Raw genomic sequence first — 15,734 nt, 5'->3', positions numbered from 1 at the left:
CGGGGCTGAACGGGACCCGAGGCTCCGGTCCCGTTCAGCCCCGTACTGCACACTCCACCGGGACAGGCTCGTTCTTCGGTACGGCTCGAAGGCGAGCGGCGCCGGCGTGGGCGGCCTGTGAAGCTGTTTGAAGGACCGCCTGAAAGGCCGCCTGAAGGGCCGTCTGAGGGGCTGTTTGAGCGGCCCGGGACGCGGCTGTGCGCCGCAGGCCCGGGGGAACCGGGCGTACGGCGCACAGCGGCCAGTGGGGCGTTGCTCAGGCGTCCCTGCGGCCGGGGAGGTACTGGTCGAGGACGACCGCCAGGAACTTGGTGTGGTCAGGGAGCCCGGCCTCGGTCACCAGGCCGTCGATGACCGCACGCTGAGCCCTTGTCGGCTTGTACTGCAGCTGCACCGGACCGAGGCCCCGCAGGTCCGTGTTGTTCGTCGCCACGGCGAAGAGCTTGGACTGGAACTTGGGCGCCCGCCGCGCCTCCTCGACGACCTGCGTGAGCCCCTTCTCGACAGCGTCCTCCACTGCGAGGAACACGATCTGCGTATGGGTCAGGTCGCTCTGCTTGCGAAGCTTGCGGAAGCGGTTGGCCACGTTCGTCGACACGTAGAACCCGACCGGCTTGGCGGTGTCGGCGTCGGAGACCGGCGGCGCGGGCTCCTCCGCGAGCTCCTGGGTGGGCCGGGGCACCACGGGAGGACGCGGTACGACCAGTCCCGGCTGCGCCGCCGGTGCGGGCTGCGCAGCGGGGCTCGGTGAGGCGGCCCAGCCGGCGAGTGCGCCGGACGGAGCTGCCGCCCCACCGGTGAACAGGTTGCCGACACCCTCGTCCGACATGCTCTGCTCGTCGTCCTGGTCGGAGGTCTTCTTGTTCTTCGGCGGTGTCATGCCGCGGCTTCCTTCCTGAGTTCCAGAGCCCTGGCGAACATCTCTTCGGTGAATCCTTCGTAGTCGGAGTCGAGCCCCACCACGGTCTCGGGAACCGAGCGATCGCCTGCCACCCGCTGATCCGCCAACTCGTGTACGAGCAGGCCCCGTTTCCGCACCAGCCGAGCGACCGACTCGGTGTGCCCGATGAGGTGCTTGAACATGTGGGCTTCCTCGCCCAGCACCTTCTGCACCTGGCGGCGCACGTCGGCGTGGATGCTGCTGTAGTTCCGCCCGGTGTCGAACAGCAGTACGCCGAGCAGCGCGATGTGCGGATTGATGTGGCTGACGAACTTGACGTAGGAGAACTCCAGGCCGATCTGCGCGAGGCCGTCCTCCGCGCCACCGTCGCTCTTGACCGGGATGACCAGCCACCGGGCGGCGGAGAGGGCGAGGCGCTGGAGGGACGGGTTCTCCGGCGGGGTGTCGAGAATGATGATCTGGTACCGATGGGCGATCGGCAGCAGACACATCAGCAGCCGCAGATACGCGTGCGGGCCTTCCTTGGCCAGAAGCGTGTGGAAGAAGATGCCGAACTCGTCGCCGAGCGCCGGGCCGCCCAGGACGACGTCGAGGTTCTCCCGCACGTTCTCGACCGGAGTCAGGGGCGCGCCGGTACGCAGCGCCTCGATGAGCCCCGCTCCCCCATCGTTCCAATCGGCCCGCTTGTACCCGAGCTCACGCGCGATGTTGCCCTGGGCGTTGCAGTCGATGATGAGCGTGCGCAGTCCGCTGCGAGCCGCCTTGCCCGCAGCGTTCGCGGAGACGGAGGACTTACCGACGCCTCCCTTGCCGTTGCCGAACATGAAGATGTGCGACAGCGACTCCCAAGGGATGCCGGCGAGCTGCGTGTCAGTGGCAGGCGCTTCGAAGGGACTGGCCATGGATCCTCTCACTCTTGTTGGGGCACGCAATCGGGGTGCGAAACGCCCCTTTTGCTCTAGTACTGATGGTCAAGACTTCGCTCAGAACGATTCTGCGCTCCGAGACGGCCCTGAAGGGTGTCGGGTAGGGCCCTGAACCTGCCGATCGGGGCGTCAGATCGGCCATCTGGACCCGTTGTCGCAGCTCATCGGCATACCCCGGGTTTGCAGTGCAGTAGGTGACACTACCTGCCCCGAGGGTATTGCCACTGCCTGCCCTCATGCGTGGGACTTCGCAGTTCCGCGAGTTGACTGCCCGACGAAGAAGCCAAGAGACGTCTCCATGCGGACAGTTACCTCCAGAAAAGCTATGTTAAAGGGAGGAACATAAGTTACCACGAAGATCAACGTCTTAGTGGTCCGGCACACGAACGAATCAGCATCCCGGCACGGGTACGGGCAGGCATGACGGCTTGTGTGGCACGTAAGTGGTCGGCTTGCTCCGTCACCTGCCTGCGGACCTGGTTCCGGTCCGGCGTTCATGCTCGCCCGCTAAGTAGCCTCCACGCCTGCCTACGGGCCCAGTTGTTCACGGGCGAACAGTCAGGGCGGCACGCTGGTCTGCACTCCAGCTGTACGTCCCGCATGCCACACGACAGCCCCGTCAACACGTGAGCAATCAGCGTGATGGACTCCCCTGCCGATGGGTCTGCACATACGGAACCCTGCCGGTCGTCCGGCAGGCAACGACGCTCGCATGTCTACGGTGTGGCCTGCTTGCGGTTCCGCTTACAGGGAGGCACGCGACGGTACGTACGTACTGGCTTCGCACCGGACCCGCATGTCAGCTGCCTAGCCAGGTGGCAGGGGGGCTGACATGCGGGTGGACGGGCGCATGGAGTGTCGGGCATCGAAGCCTCTAGGTAGGCCTGCCTACAAACAAGCGTCCTTACCGACACAGGGGCCCCCTGCCAGGTTCGTAGAGGTGCCTGCTGACCAGCCCATGTGCCGATCTGCCTGACGGCGCGTGTGGAGACAGACCGACTCTCTTACCTGAGACTGGGTCAACGCTCCTGTCGGTCCACGCATTGAGCCTCTTGCCGGTGATCCAACCCTCGGTTCTGTCTGCACAGCCACGGGGAGACAGGCAGGCATTCCTGTGTCTGTGCAGACCGCTCTGCGTATGGGTGGTCAGGCCAGCTCGTGTACTCGTATGCCTGCGAGCTGGGCAGCTGGTCGGCGTACCTCCGGAGGGACGTGCCATACCGCTTGCGTACCGACCTGTGAACCGGCTGACAAACAGGCTGCCTTGACCACGTGGATACAGGGGAGGAGGCAGGTGGAGAACAAGGCCTTCAGGCGTGCGTTGCTCAGGGTCGAGTGATGCATGTAGAGGCACATGCTTACAGAGACGTTGATCCACATGGCTGTCAAAACTAGGGTTCAGGCGGTTCTCCATGCCTCAACTCCTATGTGTCGACAAGCTTGCATCAATGTTTGCAGCATTGTTTGTTTGCCCAGGTCAGAAGGCCTTTTTACTTGCTCTCTTCTCTGCATACTAGTGCCTTGGTTTCGTCTTGTTCCACTACCTTCTGATCCGGTGTCGATGAAGCTGGTGGTGGAAGCTGTCTGCCTCGTCGCCAGACCATGCCGAGGGATTGGCTGCTGGAAGTTTGCGTCCGTCAGATGGCGTGTGTCGGTTCTGGTTGCGTTGAGCGGGCGCTGATGTGTTGGGGAAGGTGGCATCGTTCGGTGGTCATGAGGGGTGATGAGATGGGCCCGGATGTCAGATTCTGATCCCTTGGTACAGGTGCCGGATTGCCGGGATGAGAGCGGACTTTCTCTGTCGTTCCAAGCGGTCAGGCGTCGATGGGAAGGATCCTCCGCCTTGATGGCTGGCCTCTGGTGGAGCGGGCCAGGTGCGCAGTCCGGCGACTGGAGATCGTCACTGTCCCCGTTGGGCGGAAGGTCGCGGAAGGTGTCGCGAGGGCGGGGGAGGGAAGCTCAGGAGGGGAAGGTTCATCACGCATCGCTCGCAGAAGCCCAGTACAGGGCACGTGTCTGATGCTGCCCCTTTGTTGTCCGGCCGACTGAGGGGGCGCGGGGCACGGGGCATCGGAGATCGCCCACAGCCTGCTCCGGGCCGGGGCTTCCTTGATCATCTGTCCTGCCGCTACGGAGCCAGGGAATTTTGGCCGTGCGCGGTGAAAGGACCGGAGGCGTGCCTGCTCTGTCCGTTTCCGTACGCTCTCCTTGGCGGAGTGCGACGCATGCACCCCAGCCCTTCATGTGGGCACTCCGCGAGCGTCGACACGATGGGGCCAACGGGCATGGCTGTCATGTGTTCCGGCGATGCCCGAATACGCCTGGAGCTCTCCCTGCTGAGCCGCCCGTGGTCCGCGTAACAAGGACAGCTGCCTGCCGGACGCCGCTCCACACCAGGCCTCCAGATCCCTCTACTGCGGTCCGGGCCGTTGCTCGTGGGGCAGGGGACCGCCTGGCCCACGCCCAGGAATGCGCCGCACATCAGGGGAGACGGCATCCGCCCACGTACCCGGATGCGACCTGCCAAGGCGCGGACGAACACCGACCTGGCGACAAACGGCGGGCGTCCTGAGCACGGGGCCTCCCGCCGCTACCGGGAACGCCTTGACCACCCGTCGGCGTACCGCGAACGCGGCCGTGAACTCCGCCTGCGGACTGCCGCCCACGACACGCTCCCGGTCGCATCCCAGAGCGGGCACAACGGTGATACCACCTGGGGGAGTCGGGCGGCAGTGGCATGCGGACAGCACGGCCCGGCCGACGCAGCCGGCTGTGCGGAGCCTCGGATTCTGTTCGCGTCCGGCGGGCCGCAGCGCGCGGCAGTGTTTCCGGGCCCGGCCTTGATCGGTGGCCGTCTTCCTCCGACCGCCACCGCTGAGCGGCTGGCGGGATGCCCCGTGCCCCGCCAGCTGAGGCACCTCCAGGCGGCGGGGCACGTCACCCTGTACGGAGCGACGGCCGGTTCGGCGAGGAGCGTCATGGACCGGTGGGGGAGAGGCGCTCGCGCACGGGGCCCGGACCTGCCGGGGGAGGGCGTCCGCCGGCTCGGGGCCCGTAGAGGGCCTTCAGAGCCCGTGAGACGCCGTTTTCGCGCGGTGGCGGCTTCCGGGAGAACGGCTCTCACAGAAGTCGACAGAAGTCGTTCGGGGGACATGCCCCGCCGAGATGCCGAGGCCCAGGGTCCGAGGGCCGCGGCCCTCCACGCGCATTCCAGCGTTGCGCGAAGCATCCTCGTGCGCGGGGCCGCATGGTGGAGGATCCGAGCGATCGAAGGAGTCCCGTGCGTATGGCGGTGACCGGAACCATCGAGGTCAGGGGCCGACATGACGATGCTGCGTGAAACCTTCGGCCGGCCCGCCCCTTCGTTCTCGTTCGAGTTCTTCCCGGCGAGGACCCCGGCCGGTATGCACGCCCTGTGGCAGGCGATCCGCCAGGTCGAGCGTCTCGCACCCGACTTCGTCTCTGTCACGTACGGGGCGGGCGGCTCCTCGCGGGAGCGCACCATCGAGGTGACCAAGCGGATCGTCGCGGAGACGACGCTGCGCCCGGTGGCCCACCTCACCGCGGTCGGCCACTCGGTGGCGCAGCTGCGCCACATCATCGGCCAGTACGCCGACGCGGGTGTCCGTGACGTCCTCGTCGTGCGCGGGGATCCGCCCGGCGATCCGAACGCACCGTGGATCCCGCACCCCGAAGGCCTCCGGTACGCCCATGAACTGGTCTCGCTCGTACGGGAGCTCGGCGACTTCAGCATCGGGGTGGCGGCCTTCCCCGAACGGCATCCTCGCTCGCCCGACTGGGAGAGCGACATCAGGCACTTCGTCGCCAAGTGCCGAGCGGGCGCCGACTACGCCCTCACACAGATGTTCTTCCAGGTCGAGGACTACCTGCGGCTGCGTGACCGGGTCGCCGCAGCGGGCTGCGACATCCCGATCATCCCGGAGATCATGCCGGCCACCGATGCCCGCCAGATCAGCCGCTTCGCCGAACTGAGCGGGGCCGCGTTCCCCGAGGACCTGGCACACCGCCTGAACGCCGCCCGCGAGGACCCGGCGCTGGGATTCCGTATCGGGGTCGAGTACGCCACCGCCATGGCCGAGCGGCTACTGGCCGAAGGCGCTCCGGGGCTGCACTACATCACGCTCAACCGATCGACGGCGGCGCTTGAGATCCACCGTGCCGTGACCGGTTCGAGAAGTGTCCGGCCGGCAGAGATGCTCCACGGCTGACACTTCACCGACCTGCTGAGACGGAGGACCACGTGCAGGACATCAAGGAACAGGACATCGGATTCGGATTCGTTCACGAGGCAGTGGACTTCTCCCCGGGCTCGACCCCGCCGCTGCGGCTCGCGGGCATCGACGACGACGACATCACCGAGCCGCACGTCGTACGCGGGATCGACTGAAGGCACCCAGCCAGTGACGGTCGCTGCGGCAACGGTCGCTTTCGGCATCGGGTGCTGCGGCACCGATCAAGCGGAGCGACCGAAGCGACCGAAGCGACTCTGAACCCGGGTTGGGGCTCCGCGGCCCCGAGCTCCGCAGGGGTTCTGTGCCTGCCCGCACCTGCTGCGGCGGCGGCGGCCGCGCGTTCTTCAGTCGCTGGCCGCCTGGAGCCCAGCGACTGAAAAAGAGCGACCGAGGAACTTCTCGGTCGCTCACTCAGTTTTCAGATAATCCCAGGTCAGAGCATGTCCATGGGAGGAAAAGCGACTGAAGCGACCCAAGGGTCGGGTATATAAGGACATTCGCGTGTGTGCGTGTGCGTTATATATAGGGACGTTGAGTCGCTTCAGTCGCTGTTCTGGGTTGTGCACGCTTCTGACCTGCCGTTTTTCGGAGCTACTGGAGCAGCGACCGAAACGCCCAGAGTCGCTGGTGTTCAGACGCTTTGGTCGCTGATGGCTTCTTCGGTGGGCAGGCGGCCCTGATCCCACACATGACGACCCCGTTTCCTGCCCAGAGAACCCTCGGTCACCAGTGCTTCGATAACCTATGTTCGTCGTTGAGTCGCTTTGGTCGCTGATGGGGGTGCGCATGGCTCATGAGCTGGACGTTTCAAGCAGCGACTCAGGGCAGCCCGAGTCCTTGCCGGTAGCGGGGCCGCCGAGTATCGCGCTTGCCAGGTGGTGCGCGAGCCGGGGCTGGCCGGTCCATCCGCTGGCTCCGGGACGCAAGACACCGACGGCGAACTGCGAGGCGTGCCGACAGCCAGGCCACGTCCGCGACGGGTGTGCCTGCCTCCTGGCCGGCCGTTGGTGCCACGGCTTCCACGCGGCCACCCTGGACTTCGCTCGCATCGAGGAATGGTGGTCGGGCCGTCCCGGTCTCGGGGTCGGGGTCGCCTGTGGACCCGCCAACCTCGTGGTCATCGATATCGACGCGCATGGACAGCCTCCTCCGGACCGGGACCGGCTGCTGCCGGGCATCCCGATTCCCCGCAGCGTCGATCTGAGCGGACTGGCCAACGGATTCCACACGCTGGGCGTTCTGGCCGCTCTGCGGGGCGAGGTGAGCCCGGCGGACGACGAAAGGACCCTGCGGGTACGTACACCGTCCGGAGGCCTCCACGTGTGGTACCGCGCCCATGGCAGCCACCGCTGGCAGTGCTCCACCGGGTCCAACAGCCCCCGGGCCCTGGCCTGGCAGGTCGATGTCCGGGCCCACGGCGGGTACATCGTCGTCCCCGGCACCACCACCAGCGCCGGGACCTACACGGCGGTCGGCCCGACCCGTGAGCCCGCGGCCCTCCCCAGCTGGCTGGCACAGGAGCTCGCCCGCACCGGGCACCTCCCGCCCGCCAACGTGCCCGCTCCGCGCCCTGTCCCGCCCCGGGCGCGTCAGGCGGTCATCGCGGCGGGGGGAGGCCGTGACGCGTCCGCAGGGGCCCTCTCGCGGGTCCTGCGCGAGGTGACGGCCTGTGCGGCCGTCCCGGAAGGCGCCGCCTTCTCCACGAAGCTCAACAGGGCCGCGTACACCGCCGGCGGACTGGTCGCGGGCGGGCACCTCTCGGAGGCCGCCGCCGAGCAGGCGCTGAGAGAGGCCGCCGAGCAGGCCCGCCCCGGTCAGGACCGCCGTTACGGAGCCATCATCCGCAGTGGCCTCAACGCCGGTCTGCTGCGCCCGCTGTCCCCGGGAGGCCGTGCGTGATCTCCGGGGACGACAACGCCCTTTTCGACGCGCAGGCGGTAGCCGCGCAGATCCTCGCGCAGGCCCCCGTGCCGCTGCCCGCGCAGGGCGGTGAAACCGATGCGGACCAGCCCCCGGACGGTGAGGCGACAGCGGCGGGGCTGCTGCCCGACACCCTCACCGACCGCGGCAACGCCAAGCTGTTCGTCAAGCTGTACGCCAACGACTACCGGCATGTGCCGGGCCTCGGCTGGTACCGCTGGGACAGCACCCGCTGGCAGATCGACGAGGACGACACGGTCATCTGGGCCGCGGGAGACCTGGCCGAGAGCATCGCCGTCACCGATCCGCGCGGCGTGTACACCGGGGCGGCGCTGAACCGGCACCGCGGCCGCGCCCTGAGCACCAGTGGCATGAACGCGATGCTCACGCAGGCCAAGGCCGCCCCCGGCATGGTGCTCAACGCCGCACGGCTGGACGCCGATCCGTACGCGCTGTGCACCCCGGCCGGCATCGTCGATCTGCGCACGGGGCTGATCCGGAAGCCCGATCCGAACAAGGACTTCCACTCCCGCTCAACCAGTGCGGCACCGCAGCCCGTGGCGACGCCACGCTGGCACCGGTTCCTCACCGACACCTTCGGCGAGGACGCCGACGGCGCGGAGATGGTCGATTTCCTGCACCTGCTGCTCGGCTACTCCATCACCGGAGACGTCGGCGGCCAGGTCATGCCGTTCCTTTTCGGCTCCGGCAAGAACGGGAAGTCGGTCCTGCTCGACGTCCTGATGAAGCTGCTCGGCGACTACGCCGACGCCGCCCCGCCCGGCTTCCTGATGGCCCGTCCCTACGAGGGGCACCCCACCGACCTGGCCGAGCTGCACGGCCGGCGGGTCATCGTGTGCAGCGAGGTCAAGCCCGGGGACAAGTTCGACGAGGCCAGGGTCAAGCTCCTGACCGGTGGCGACCGCATCAAGGCGCGCCGTATGCGGCAGGACTTCTTCAGTTTCGAACCGACGCACAAGCTCTGGCTGCTGGGCAACCACCGCCCCGAGGTCGGCACCGGCGGCTTCGCTTTCTGGCGGCGCATGCGGCTCATCCCGTTCGAACGTGTCGTCTCCGACGACCGTAAGATCGACAACCTGGCGGACATCCTCGTCACGGAGGAGGGGCCGGGCATCCTGAACTGGCTCATCGAGGGGGCCCGCCGGTACCTGGCCGGTGAGAGGGTCCTGACCGGCCCCGAACGGGTCCGCATCGCCACGACCGCCTACGCCGAGACCGAGGACCACACAGGGCGCTTCATCAGCGAGTCCTGTCGGGTCGACGGAGGTCTGAGAGTGGAACAAGCCACGCTCTACGCGGCCTATAAGTCCTGGTGTCACAATGAGGGGGCCCCGGCTGTTTCGTCCCGAGCTTTTGCGGCCAGGGTTCGTGAAGCGGTCGGACTGGCATCCCCCAAGGAGATGATCCTGTCCAACCAGCGGAAGTACTACCCGGGCATTGGACTGTTCGCTGATCAGGAGACAGCATGAGCGCCCTCATCGCAGAGGACGAGATCAGCCACGAAGTCGACTTCGTCTGGCTTGAGGACATCGGTGATCTCGACTACGTACGACAGAGCCTCGACCGGTTGCCGACCCGCCGGGGGAAACCCGCCTACCACCGGGACGGCCGCATGGTCGGGTACACCCTGCTGGGGCCGCAGGCCAAGCCGTCGCGCTCGTCCGGTACGTTCCGCCGCCGGGTCTTCTGGCTGCTTCCGCACGACCGGGACAGCGCCCCTGACGGCCTGTACGCCACCGGAGCGCCCGCCGAGGGCGTGGACCCGCGCACGCTGATGCCGGGGCGCAAGGGGCGCAAGACCGCCCGGTCCGAGGGCAGGCCGCCTTCCCTCGCGGCGCAGGAAACAGGCACGACGCTCCCGCTGTAGCCGCCCCACCCCCCCGGCTCCCTCCCTGAGTTCGGGTGACTCGCCCGTCCCTCTTTTCGTATGAGCCACGGCCCTGGCCTCCTCCGACGAGGCTCTGTTCCGGTGCTCAGCGGAAGGACGTTGCAAAGAACCGTCCAACCGGTATATTTCTCGGCGGAGAGGTGTTCCGCGAGAAGAACGGGGCGAAGCCCTCTCCTGCGTTTCCGTATGTGGTCCGTTGATGACCAGGGGCGTGGGGACGCTCCGGGCGGAAAAGGGGGGCCCAGGATGACTGGCCGAATATCTGCACAGGTGATGGTGGTCGGGGGGGGGCCGGTCGGCATGCTGATCGCGGCGCAGCTGGCCGCGCAGGGTGTGGACACGGTGGTCCTTGAATCCGAGGCCACCACCTCGGAGAGACCCAAGGCCACCACGCTCCACGCCAGGGCGGTTCAGTGTCTGGCCCGGCGTGGCTACTTCTTCGCACCGGAGTCCCGGCCCGTCGGCCGGACGGCCACGATGCCCTTCCACTTCGCCGGCATTCCGGGCCTGTCCATCACGGCCCCGGAGGCGGAGCCCGATCCGATCATGAAGCGCCCCCAGGTTGAACTCGAACGACTCTTCGAGAGCCGGGCGCGGTCCAACGGTGCGCGGGTGTTGCGCGAGCACCGGGTGACGGAGATGGTGCAGGACCGCGACGGCGTACGGGTCACCGCGGAGACCCCACAGGGGCGCCGGACGTTCGACCTTGAGTACGTGGTGGGGGCGGACGGGGCTCGCAGCACGGTCCGGGAGATGGCGGGAATCGCCTCCGACGTCAGCTCGCCGACCATGTCCGCGATGATGGGCCTGGTCCGTATCCCGGACGATCAGGCGATCCCGGTGGGCTGGCACCGCACGCCCAGGGGCTGGCTCATCGTCAAGAAGGGCGCCGACGGCCACACCCTCATCCACACGCTCGCCTCCGGAGATGGCTCTTCCAACCGGCATGTCCCGCTCACCCTGGACGAGTTGAGCAGTCAGGTGTCGTGGATCGTCGGACACGAGGTCACGATGACCGACCCCCGCTGGCTCAGCCGGTTCAGCGATTTCACCCGGCTCGCCCGGACGTACCGTGCCGGACGTTTCTTCCTGGCCGGGGACGCCGCGCACGTGCACTTCCCGATCGGTGGGCAGGGCCTGAGCACCGGGGTGCTGGACGCCCTCAACCTGAGCTGGAAACTCGCCCTCGTGGTACGGGGTGCCGCGGCCGACGGACTGCTGGACACCTATGGCCTGGAACGTCGGCCCGCTGCCCAGAAGGTCATCGAGAACACCCGTGCCCAGGTCGCGCTGATGGGCCCCGGCACCGAACTGGACTCGCTGCGGACGCTGCTCACCGGGCTCCTGGAGTCCGGCAGGGGCAATGACTTCCTCAGCGGGATGATCAGCGCCCAGGACACCGTGCTTCCCGCGAGCCCGAGCTACCGGTCACCCCAGGAAGGAACCTTTCTGCACAACCTCGAACTGACCACCGCCAAGGGCCAGTCCGATCTGATCGGACTGCTGGGGGAGGGCGGTGAACCGCTCCTGCTGCTCTTCGGCGAGGGGGGCAGGAGCTACGCGGACACGGCGCGGGCCTGGGAGCGGTCCCTGCGTGTGGCCCATTGCCTGCCGACGCGCTCCGTGCCCTTCTCGGCGGTACTCGTACGCCCCGACGGGTATGTCGCCTGGGCGTCGGACGGTGGCGGACCACTGGCCGACGCACTCGCGGCGCTCTTCGGGATGGACGCGAGCCGGCGGCCGGTGGCCGCCCCCGACCTGGAAAAGGTGCCGGCCTGATCGGCGGAGGGGCCGGCGTAAATGGCTGGGATGCCGGCCTGACCGACAGCGATACCGGCCTAGCCGACCGGAATACCGGCCTCCTCGTCGAGTAGCTCGGTCAACTCGTCGAAGACCGCCACCCCTCGGCTGCGTGAGATGTCCACCGCGGCGAGGACGGACGCGAGCACCACGTTGGGCAGCAGATGACGCAGGAGGGAGCAGACCCGCTCGGCGAGGTCCTGGTACTTGCTGAGCGCCTGCGACATCGCCTGGACACCGGCGAAACAGCCCACCAGGACATCGGAGGTCTCCCGGGGCACCACGTGCGGGAGGAGCTCTCCCTGGGCCTGCGCCTGGTCGAGGAGTCTCCTCAGGACCTCGCCCCAGTTCAGGAAGGGGCCACTGCGGTCGAGGTCGTGCGCCTGCTGGTCCAGGGAGAGCCGCACGCCGGCGCGGACCATGGGGTCCGTCTGCAGCCGGTAGGCGTGCAGCATGATGACGTCCACCAGCTCCTGCGTCTTGCAGGCGCGTTCGGGAACGCCCAGGCGCTGCTCCTGCTCGCTGAGCACACCCTGGGCAAGCTCTTCCTTGGACTGGAAGTGGAAGTACAGAGCTCCCTTGGTGACTTGTGCCTCGCTGAGTATCTCGGCGATCGTGGCTGCCTGGTAACCGTGCTTCTCGAACACGTTTGCCGCTGCCGACAGGATCGTCTGACGTGTACGGATGGCTCGATCCTGCTTCGCCACTCTCGCCTCCTCTACTTGCATGACTACTGCATCGAAGACACCGTAGCGCATGAAAAAAACCGGCTAGTATGTATCTTACAGTGGTCGGCGCCCACAGCGAATGGAGGGAGAGCATGATCGACTCACATCACGGAACCGGAGCCACCTCGAACCCCGGCGCGGCGGTCTGCTTCCCTGCCCCTGTCGGGGAGCCGGGACGGACAGGGAGGGTGCCCGATGATTCTGGTGACAGGTGCGACAGGGACGGTCGGCAGGGAAGTGGTGCGTTCCTTCCCGCCCGGCGTGTCGCTGCGTCTCATGACCAGGAACCCCGCGGGCGTCACGGTCACGCGGCCCGGGGTGGAGGCGGTGGCCGGGGACTACGCCCGTCCTGAATCGCTGAACCGCGCGCTGCGCGGGGTGCGCAAGGCCTTCCTCGTCACGAGCCGGGTCGCCGGTGACGAAGGCGCCGTCTTTCTCCGGGCGGCGCGGGCGGCGGGTGTGCGCCACGTCGTGATGCTGTCCGCGGCCTCGGTCACCGATGCGCGGGCCGACGATCTGATCACCCGTTGGCAGCGTGGCAATGAGGAACTCCTGCGGCAGTCCGGGATGGCCTGGACCCTGTTGCGGCCTCGTTCGTTCATGTCCAACTGCCTGTCGTGGGCGGGGACGGTCCGGTCGGAGCGCGTCGTACGGGCTCTGTACGGGACGTCGGCGAACGCGTGTGTCGACCCGCGCGACATCGCCGAGGTGGCGGTGCGGGCGCTCACCGAGGACGGACACGAGGGCGCGGCCCACACGTTGACCGGCCCGGAGGCGATCAGCGCGGCTGAACAGACACGGTTGCTCGGGCAGGTGCTCGGGGTGTCGCTGCGCTTCGAGGAACTGGCACCGGAGGAAGCGCACGCCGCGCTGCTGCGCCGTCACCCGCCCGAGGTGACGGACGCGTTGCTGAGCAGTGCGCGGCGGCAGCGGGACGGAGCCAAGGCAGCCGTGGGAAGCGGGGTCAGCGAGGTGACGGGACGGCCCGCCCGGTCGTTCGCCGAGTGGGCCGGTGACCACGCCGATGCCTTCGCCCCGAGTCGGCCTCATGAGGGCGAAGGCATCGGCACCGGCTGATCAGCTCTCGGACGAGAGCGTCTTCACCGTGGAGGTGAACACCAGGTCCCCGTCCTGGTGAGCGGTGACCAGGACCGACTTCTCGACGCCGGCCGTACCGGGCAGGTGCTGTGCCTGGATCATGCAGGGCGTGTCCAGTTCGGCGTACCGGTGGAACTCGCTCATGATGCCGATGGGCAGCATCGTGGAGCAGTCGAGGGCCGCTGCCGCCGCCTGGCGGGCTGCTTCCAGGAGCACCATGCCCGGAACGTGGTCGACCGGGTGGTCGAAGAGGACGTGGTGGCGGGTGTCGGCTCTCAACTGCCAGCGATTCGTCTCCCCGACGGGGGAGAGCACCACGTCGATGGGCGACATGCGGCCGACCCGCTGGGGCGAGGCGGGCGCCATGAGGGGGAGCCGGGGCCGGCCCTCGGCAGTGCAGCGGTCCCCCCGGAGCCTGCGGTACACGGCCGGTGTGGTGCAGGTGAAGGAGCCGCCTCCCCGCACGGCCGGCTTCCCGTCGCGGTGGATCACCGCTTCGTAGCGCAGTCCGGTCAGGGCGTTGCCGCGTCGCTTGACCTCGGTGCAGGTGACGTCGATGTCGAGTGACGCGGGTGTGCCGCCGATGAGGACTTGGTCGGGCTCGACGGCGTACTCAAGGTCCCACATCAGGAACTGGTGGCCGAAGGGAACACCGAACTCCGCGTGTGCGAGGAGCGAGCCCACCTGACGTATCGTCTCGGCCGCCAGCAGCGGGTCGTGGTGTGCGCCGATGGGGCTGAAGAAGCTGTGCCCGCGGGGCCACTGGGCCGTCACCCTGAAGTGGTCGTCATCTTCCCGCTTCCAGTCGGTGAGCATGACTTCGGCGACGGCCGCCCGGTGGACGAACTCCTTGGGCACCGTGGTCGTCAGCGACGGGAAGCGGAACAGGGGAGGCGCGATCGACGAAGCTGACCGGCTGTCCCGTGCAGATGTCTCGTTCGTGAGCGGGTGAGCAAGCTGGATCGTTGCTGCAGACATGTTTCCCCCAAAACAACGGTAACGAAAACCGGTGAGCCCCTCGCGGGACACCAAAGATACATACCAACCGGTTTAATTTCTACCGCCCTTTGGCAGTCGGTAGAAGCGAAACCGCGAGCTCCGCTTGCGAGTGTGATGACGCCTTCACATCTTGCCTCCGGACGGGGAACGTCCCCCACGATCGTCGCTCGACCGCCGCTCCAGCCTGCTGCTCCAGGGTTTCCCGATGAGGAAGGGGGCCTTCATGAGTGGATTCCGCCGTGACGTGGCCGGGGTGGCACGAGTGGAGCGCGGTAGGGCGAATCAGGACGAACTGAGCGCCCTGAACGAGGCCCTGCTGTCGGTACTCGCGCGGAATCGGGTCGCGGCCCGTGCGCGCGGGCGTGGCGCGGAGGGTCGCCCGACCGGGTGGCGGCGCTGGGAACAGGCTCCGTACAGGGCGCCGCAGAGCTGGCGTTAGTGCGGCCGGAAGCGCGTTCCCGCAGCCAGAACGCCCACAGGCAGAAAACCGCTTAGGTGGTTTGTTACGCTTAGTTCAATGCCGAGAGGCAACATCGAGAGGGGCTGTGGCATGTCGGTGGGGAGGCTCGCCGGGGCCGGTGAGCCGAGCGACACCCGTGGCCGGGTGGCGGAACTGCTGGCGCTGCGTGAGCAGGCCCGGCGCGGGCCGAGTGACCGGGCGACCGAGGCGCAGCATGCCAAGGGGAAGCTGACGGCGCGTGAGCGTATTGAGTTGCTCGTGGATCCGGGTTCGTTCAAGGAGGTCGAGCAGCTGCGTCGGCATCGGGCGACGGGGTTCGGTCTGGAGGCGAAGAAGCCGTACACCGATGGTGTGATCACCGGTTGGGGCACGGTGGAGGGCCGGACGGTCTTCGTCTACGCGCATGATTTCCGGATCTTCGGCGGGGCGCTGGGTGAGGCTCATGCGACGAAGATCCACAAGATCATGGACATGGCCATCTCGGCCGGTGCGCCGCTGGTGTCGCTGAACGACGGGGCGGGTGCCCGTATCCAGGAGGGTGTCTCGGCGCTGGCCGGTTACGGCGGTATCTTCCAGCGCAATACCCGGGCCTCGGGTGTGATTCCGCAGATCAGTGTGATGCTCGGCCCGTGTGCGGGCGGCGCGGCCTACAGCCCGGCGCTGACGGATTTCGTGTTCATGGTCCGTGAGACCTCGCAGATGTTCATCACCGGTCCGGACGTCGTGAAGGCGGTCACCGG

The 15,734-nt window shown here is 67.7% G+C and carries 12 protein-coding genes; 8 read left to right on the top strand and 4 right to left on the bottom strand.

The annotated features are described in order from the left end of the window. Nucleotides 1–256: 256 nt before the first annotated feature. Entirely contained in the window at nucleotides 257–880 is a 624-nt protein-coding gene (locus tag ACFVQ0_RS36585) for a hypothetical protein (RefSeq protein WP_390093517.1), read from the bottom strand. Next, nucleotides 877–1,803 carry a ParA family protein gene (locus ACFVQ0_RS36580; RefSeq protein WP_390093516.1) on the bottom strand — a complete coding sequence of 309 codons (927 nt, stop codon included), beginning with the start codon at nucleotides 1,801–1,803 and terminating at the stop codon, nucleotides 877–879. Before ACFVQ0_RS36580 ends, ACFVQ0_RS36585 begins: the two co-directional genes overlap by 4 nt. Before the next feature lie 3,347 nt (nucleotides 1,804–5,150). Here ACFVQ0_RS36580 and metF point away from each other — a divergent pair. The 6 genes from metF (at nucleotide 5,151) to ACFVQ0_RS36550 (ending at nucleotide 11,688) form a co-directional block, all read left to right on the top strand. Further along, nucleotides 5,151–6,056: a methylenetetrahydrofolate reductase [NAD(P)H] gene (gene metF, locus ACFVQ0_RS36575; RefSeq protein ID WP_390093515.1), complete on the top strand. Its 906-nt coding sequence runs from the start codon at nucleotides 5,151–5,153 to the stop codon at nucleotides 6,054–6,056. 32 nt (nucleotides 6,057–6,088) lie between these two features. Next, nucleotides 6,089–6,235, top strand: coding sequence for a hypothetical protein (locus ACFVQ0_RS36570; RefSeq protein WP_390093514.1), 147 nt, complete (start codon nucleotides 6,089–6,091; stop codon nucleotides 6,233–6,235). A gap of 631 nt (nucleotides 6,236–6,866) precedes the next feature. Next, the gene (locus ACFVQ0_RS36565) at nucleotides 6,867–7,979 is read left to right on the top strand and encodes a bifunctional DNA primase/polymerase (protein ID WP_390093513.1); all 1,113 of its coding nucleotides are present in this window, start codon (nucleotides 6,867–6,869) and stop codon (nucleotides 7,977–7,979) included. Continuing rightward, entirely contained in the window at nucleotides 7,979–9,490 is a 1,512-nt protein-coding gene (locus ACFVQ0_RS36560; RefSeq protein ID WP_390093535.1) for a phage/plasmid primase, P4 family, read from the top strand. Before ACFVQ0_RS36565 ends, ACFVQ0_RS36560 begins: the two co-directional genes overlap by 1 nt. Next, nucleotides 9,487–9,888, top strand: a complete 402-nt coding sequence (locus ACFVQ0_RS36555) for a DUF6009 family protein (RefSeq protein ID WP_390093512.1) — start codon at nucleotides 9,487–9,489, stop codon at nucleotides 9,886–9,888. The genes ACFVQ0_RS36560 and ACFVQ0_RS36555 overlap by 4 nt, the downstream gene beginning before the upstream one ends. A gap of 207 nt (nucleotides 9,889–10,095) precedes the next feature. Further along, nucleotides 10,096–11,688 carry an FAD-dependent monooxygenase gene (locus ACFVQ0_RS36550; RefSeq protein WP_390093511.1) on the top strand — a complete coding sequence of 531 codons (1,593 nt, stop codon included), beginning with the start codon at nucleotides 10,096–10,098 and terminating at the stop codon, nucleotides 11,686–11,688. Between the two features lie 59 nt (nucleotides 11,689–11,747). Here the strand turns inward: ACFVQ0_RS36550 and ACFVQ0_RS36545 are convergent, their stop codons facing one another. Next, nucleotides 11,748–12,416, bottom strand: a complete 669-nt coding sequence (locus tag ACFVQ0_RS36545; protein WP_390093510.1) for a ScbR family autoregulator-binding transcription factor — start codon at nucleotides 12,414–12,416, stop codon at nucleotides 11,748–11,750. 216 nt (nucleotides 12,417–12,632) lie between these two features. On the opposite strand from ACFVQ0_RS36545, the gene ACFVQ0_RS36540 reads away from it, so the two are divergent. Beyond that, nucleotides 12,633–13,514 carry an SDR family oxidoreductase gene (locus ACFVQ0_RS36540; RefSeq protein WP_390093509.1) on the top strand — a complete coding sequence of 294 codons (882 nt, stop codon included), beginning with the start codon at nucleotides 12,633–12,635 and terminating at the stop codon, nucleotides 13,512–13,514. Here ACFVQ0_RS36540 and ACFVQ0_RS36535 read toward each other — a convergent pair whose 3' ends face one another. After that, nucleotides 13,515–14,513, bottom strand: a complete 999-nt coding sequence (locus ACFVQ0_RS36535) for a ScbA/BarX family gamma-butyrolactone biosynthesis protein (protein WP_390093508.1) — start codon at nucleotides 14,511–14,513, stop codon at nucleotides 13,515–13,517. It abuts the gene before it with no gap. A gap of 571 nt (nucleotides 14,514–15,084) precedes the next feature. Between ACFVQ0_RS36535 and ACFVQ0_RS36530 the strand changes: the two genes are divergently transcribed. After that, nucleotides 15,085–15,734: carboxyl transferase domain-containing protein (locus ACFVQ0_RS36530; RefSeq protein WP_390093507.1), on the top strand; the 650-nt coding region annotated here is incomplete at its 3' end.

Source organism: Streptomyces sp. NPDC057900 (genome assembly GCF_042887885.1).
Lineage (GTDB): Bacteria > Actinomycetota > Actinomycetes > Streptomycetales > Streptomycetaceae > Streptomyces.
The sequence above is the reverse complement of the archived record's forward strand: the minus strand, read 5'-3'. Positions and strand labels throughout refer to the sequence as shown.

What these genes read in the sequence shown, in the direction of transcription:
- ACFVQ0_RS36585 (WP_390093517.1), bottom strand. Translation starts at nt 880, where the DNA reads ATGACACCGCCGAAGAACAAGAAGACCTCCGACCAGGACGACGAGCAG.
- ACFVQ0_RS36580 (WP_390093516.1), bottom strand. Translation starts at nt 1,803, where the DNA reads ATGGCCAGTCCCTTCGAAGCGCCTGCCACTGACACGCAGCTCGCCGGC.
- metF (WP_390093515.1), top strand. Translation starts at nt 5,151, where the DNA reads ATGACGATGCTGCGTGAAACCTTCGGCCGGCCCGCCCCTTCGTTCTCG.
- ACFVQ0_RS36565 (WP_390093513.1), top strand. Translation starts at nt 6,867, where the DNA reads ATGGCTCATGAGCTGGACGTTTCAAGCAGCGACTCAGGGCAGCCCGAG.
- ACFVQ0_RS36555 (WP_390093512.1), top strand. Translation starts at nt 9,487, where the DNA reads ATGAGCGCCCTCATCGCAGAGGACGAGATCAGCCACGAAGTCGACTTC.
- ACFVQ0_RS36550 (WP_390093511.1), top strand. Translation starts at nt 10,096, where the DNA reads ATGTGGTCCGTTGATGACCAGGGGCGTGGGGACGCTCCGGGCGGAAAA.
- ACFVQ0_RS36540 (WP_390093509.1), top strand. Translation starts at nt 12,633, where the DNA reads ATGATTCTGGTGACAGGTGCGACAGGGACGGTCGGCAGGGAAGTGGTG.
- ACFVQ0_RS36535 (WP_390093508.1), bottom strand. Translation starts at nt 14,513, where the DNA reads ATGTCTGCAGCAACGATCCAGCTTGCTCACCCGCTCACGAACGAGACA.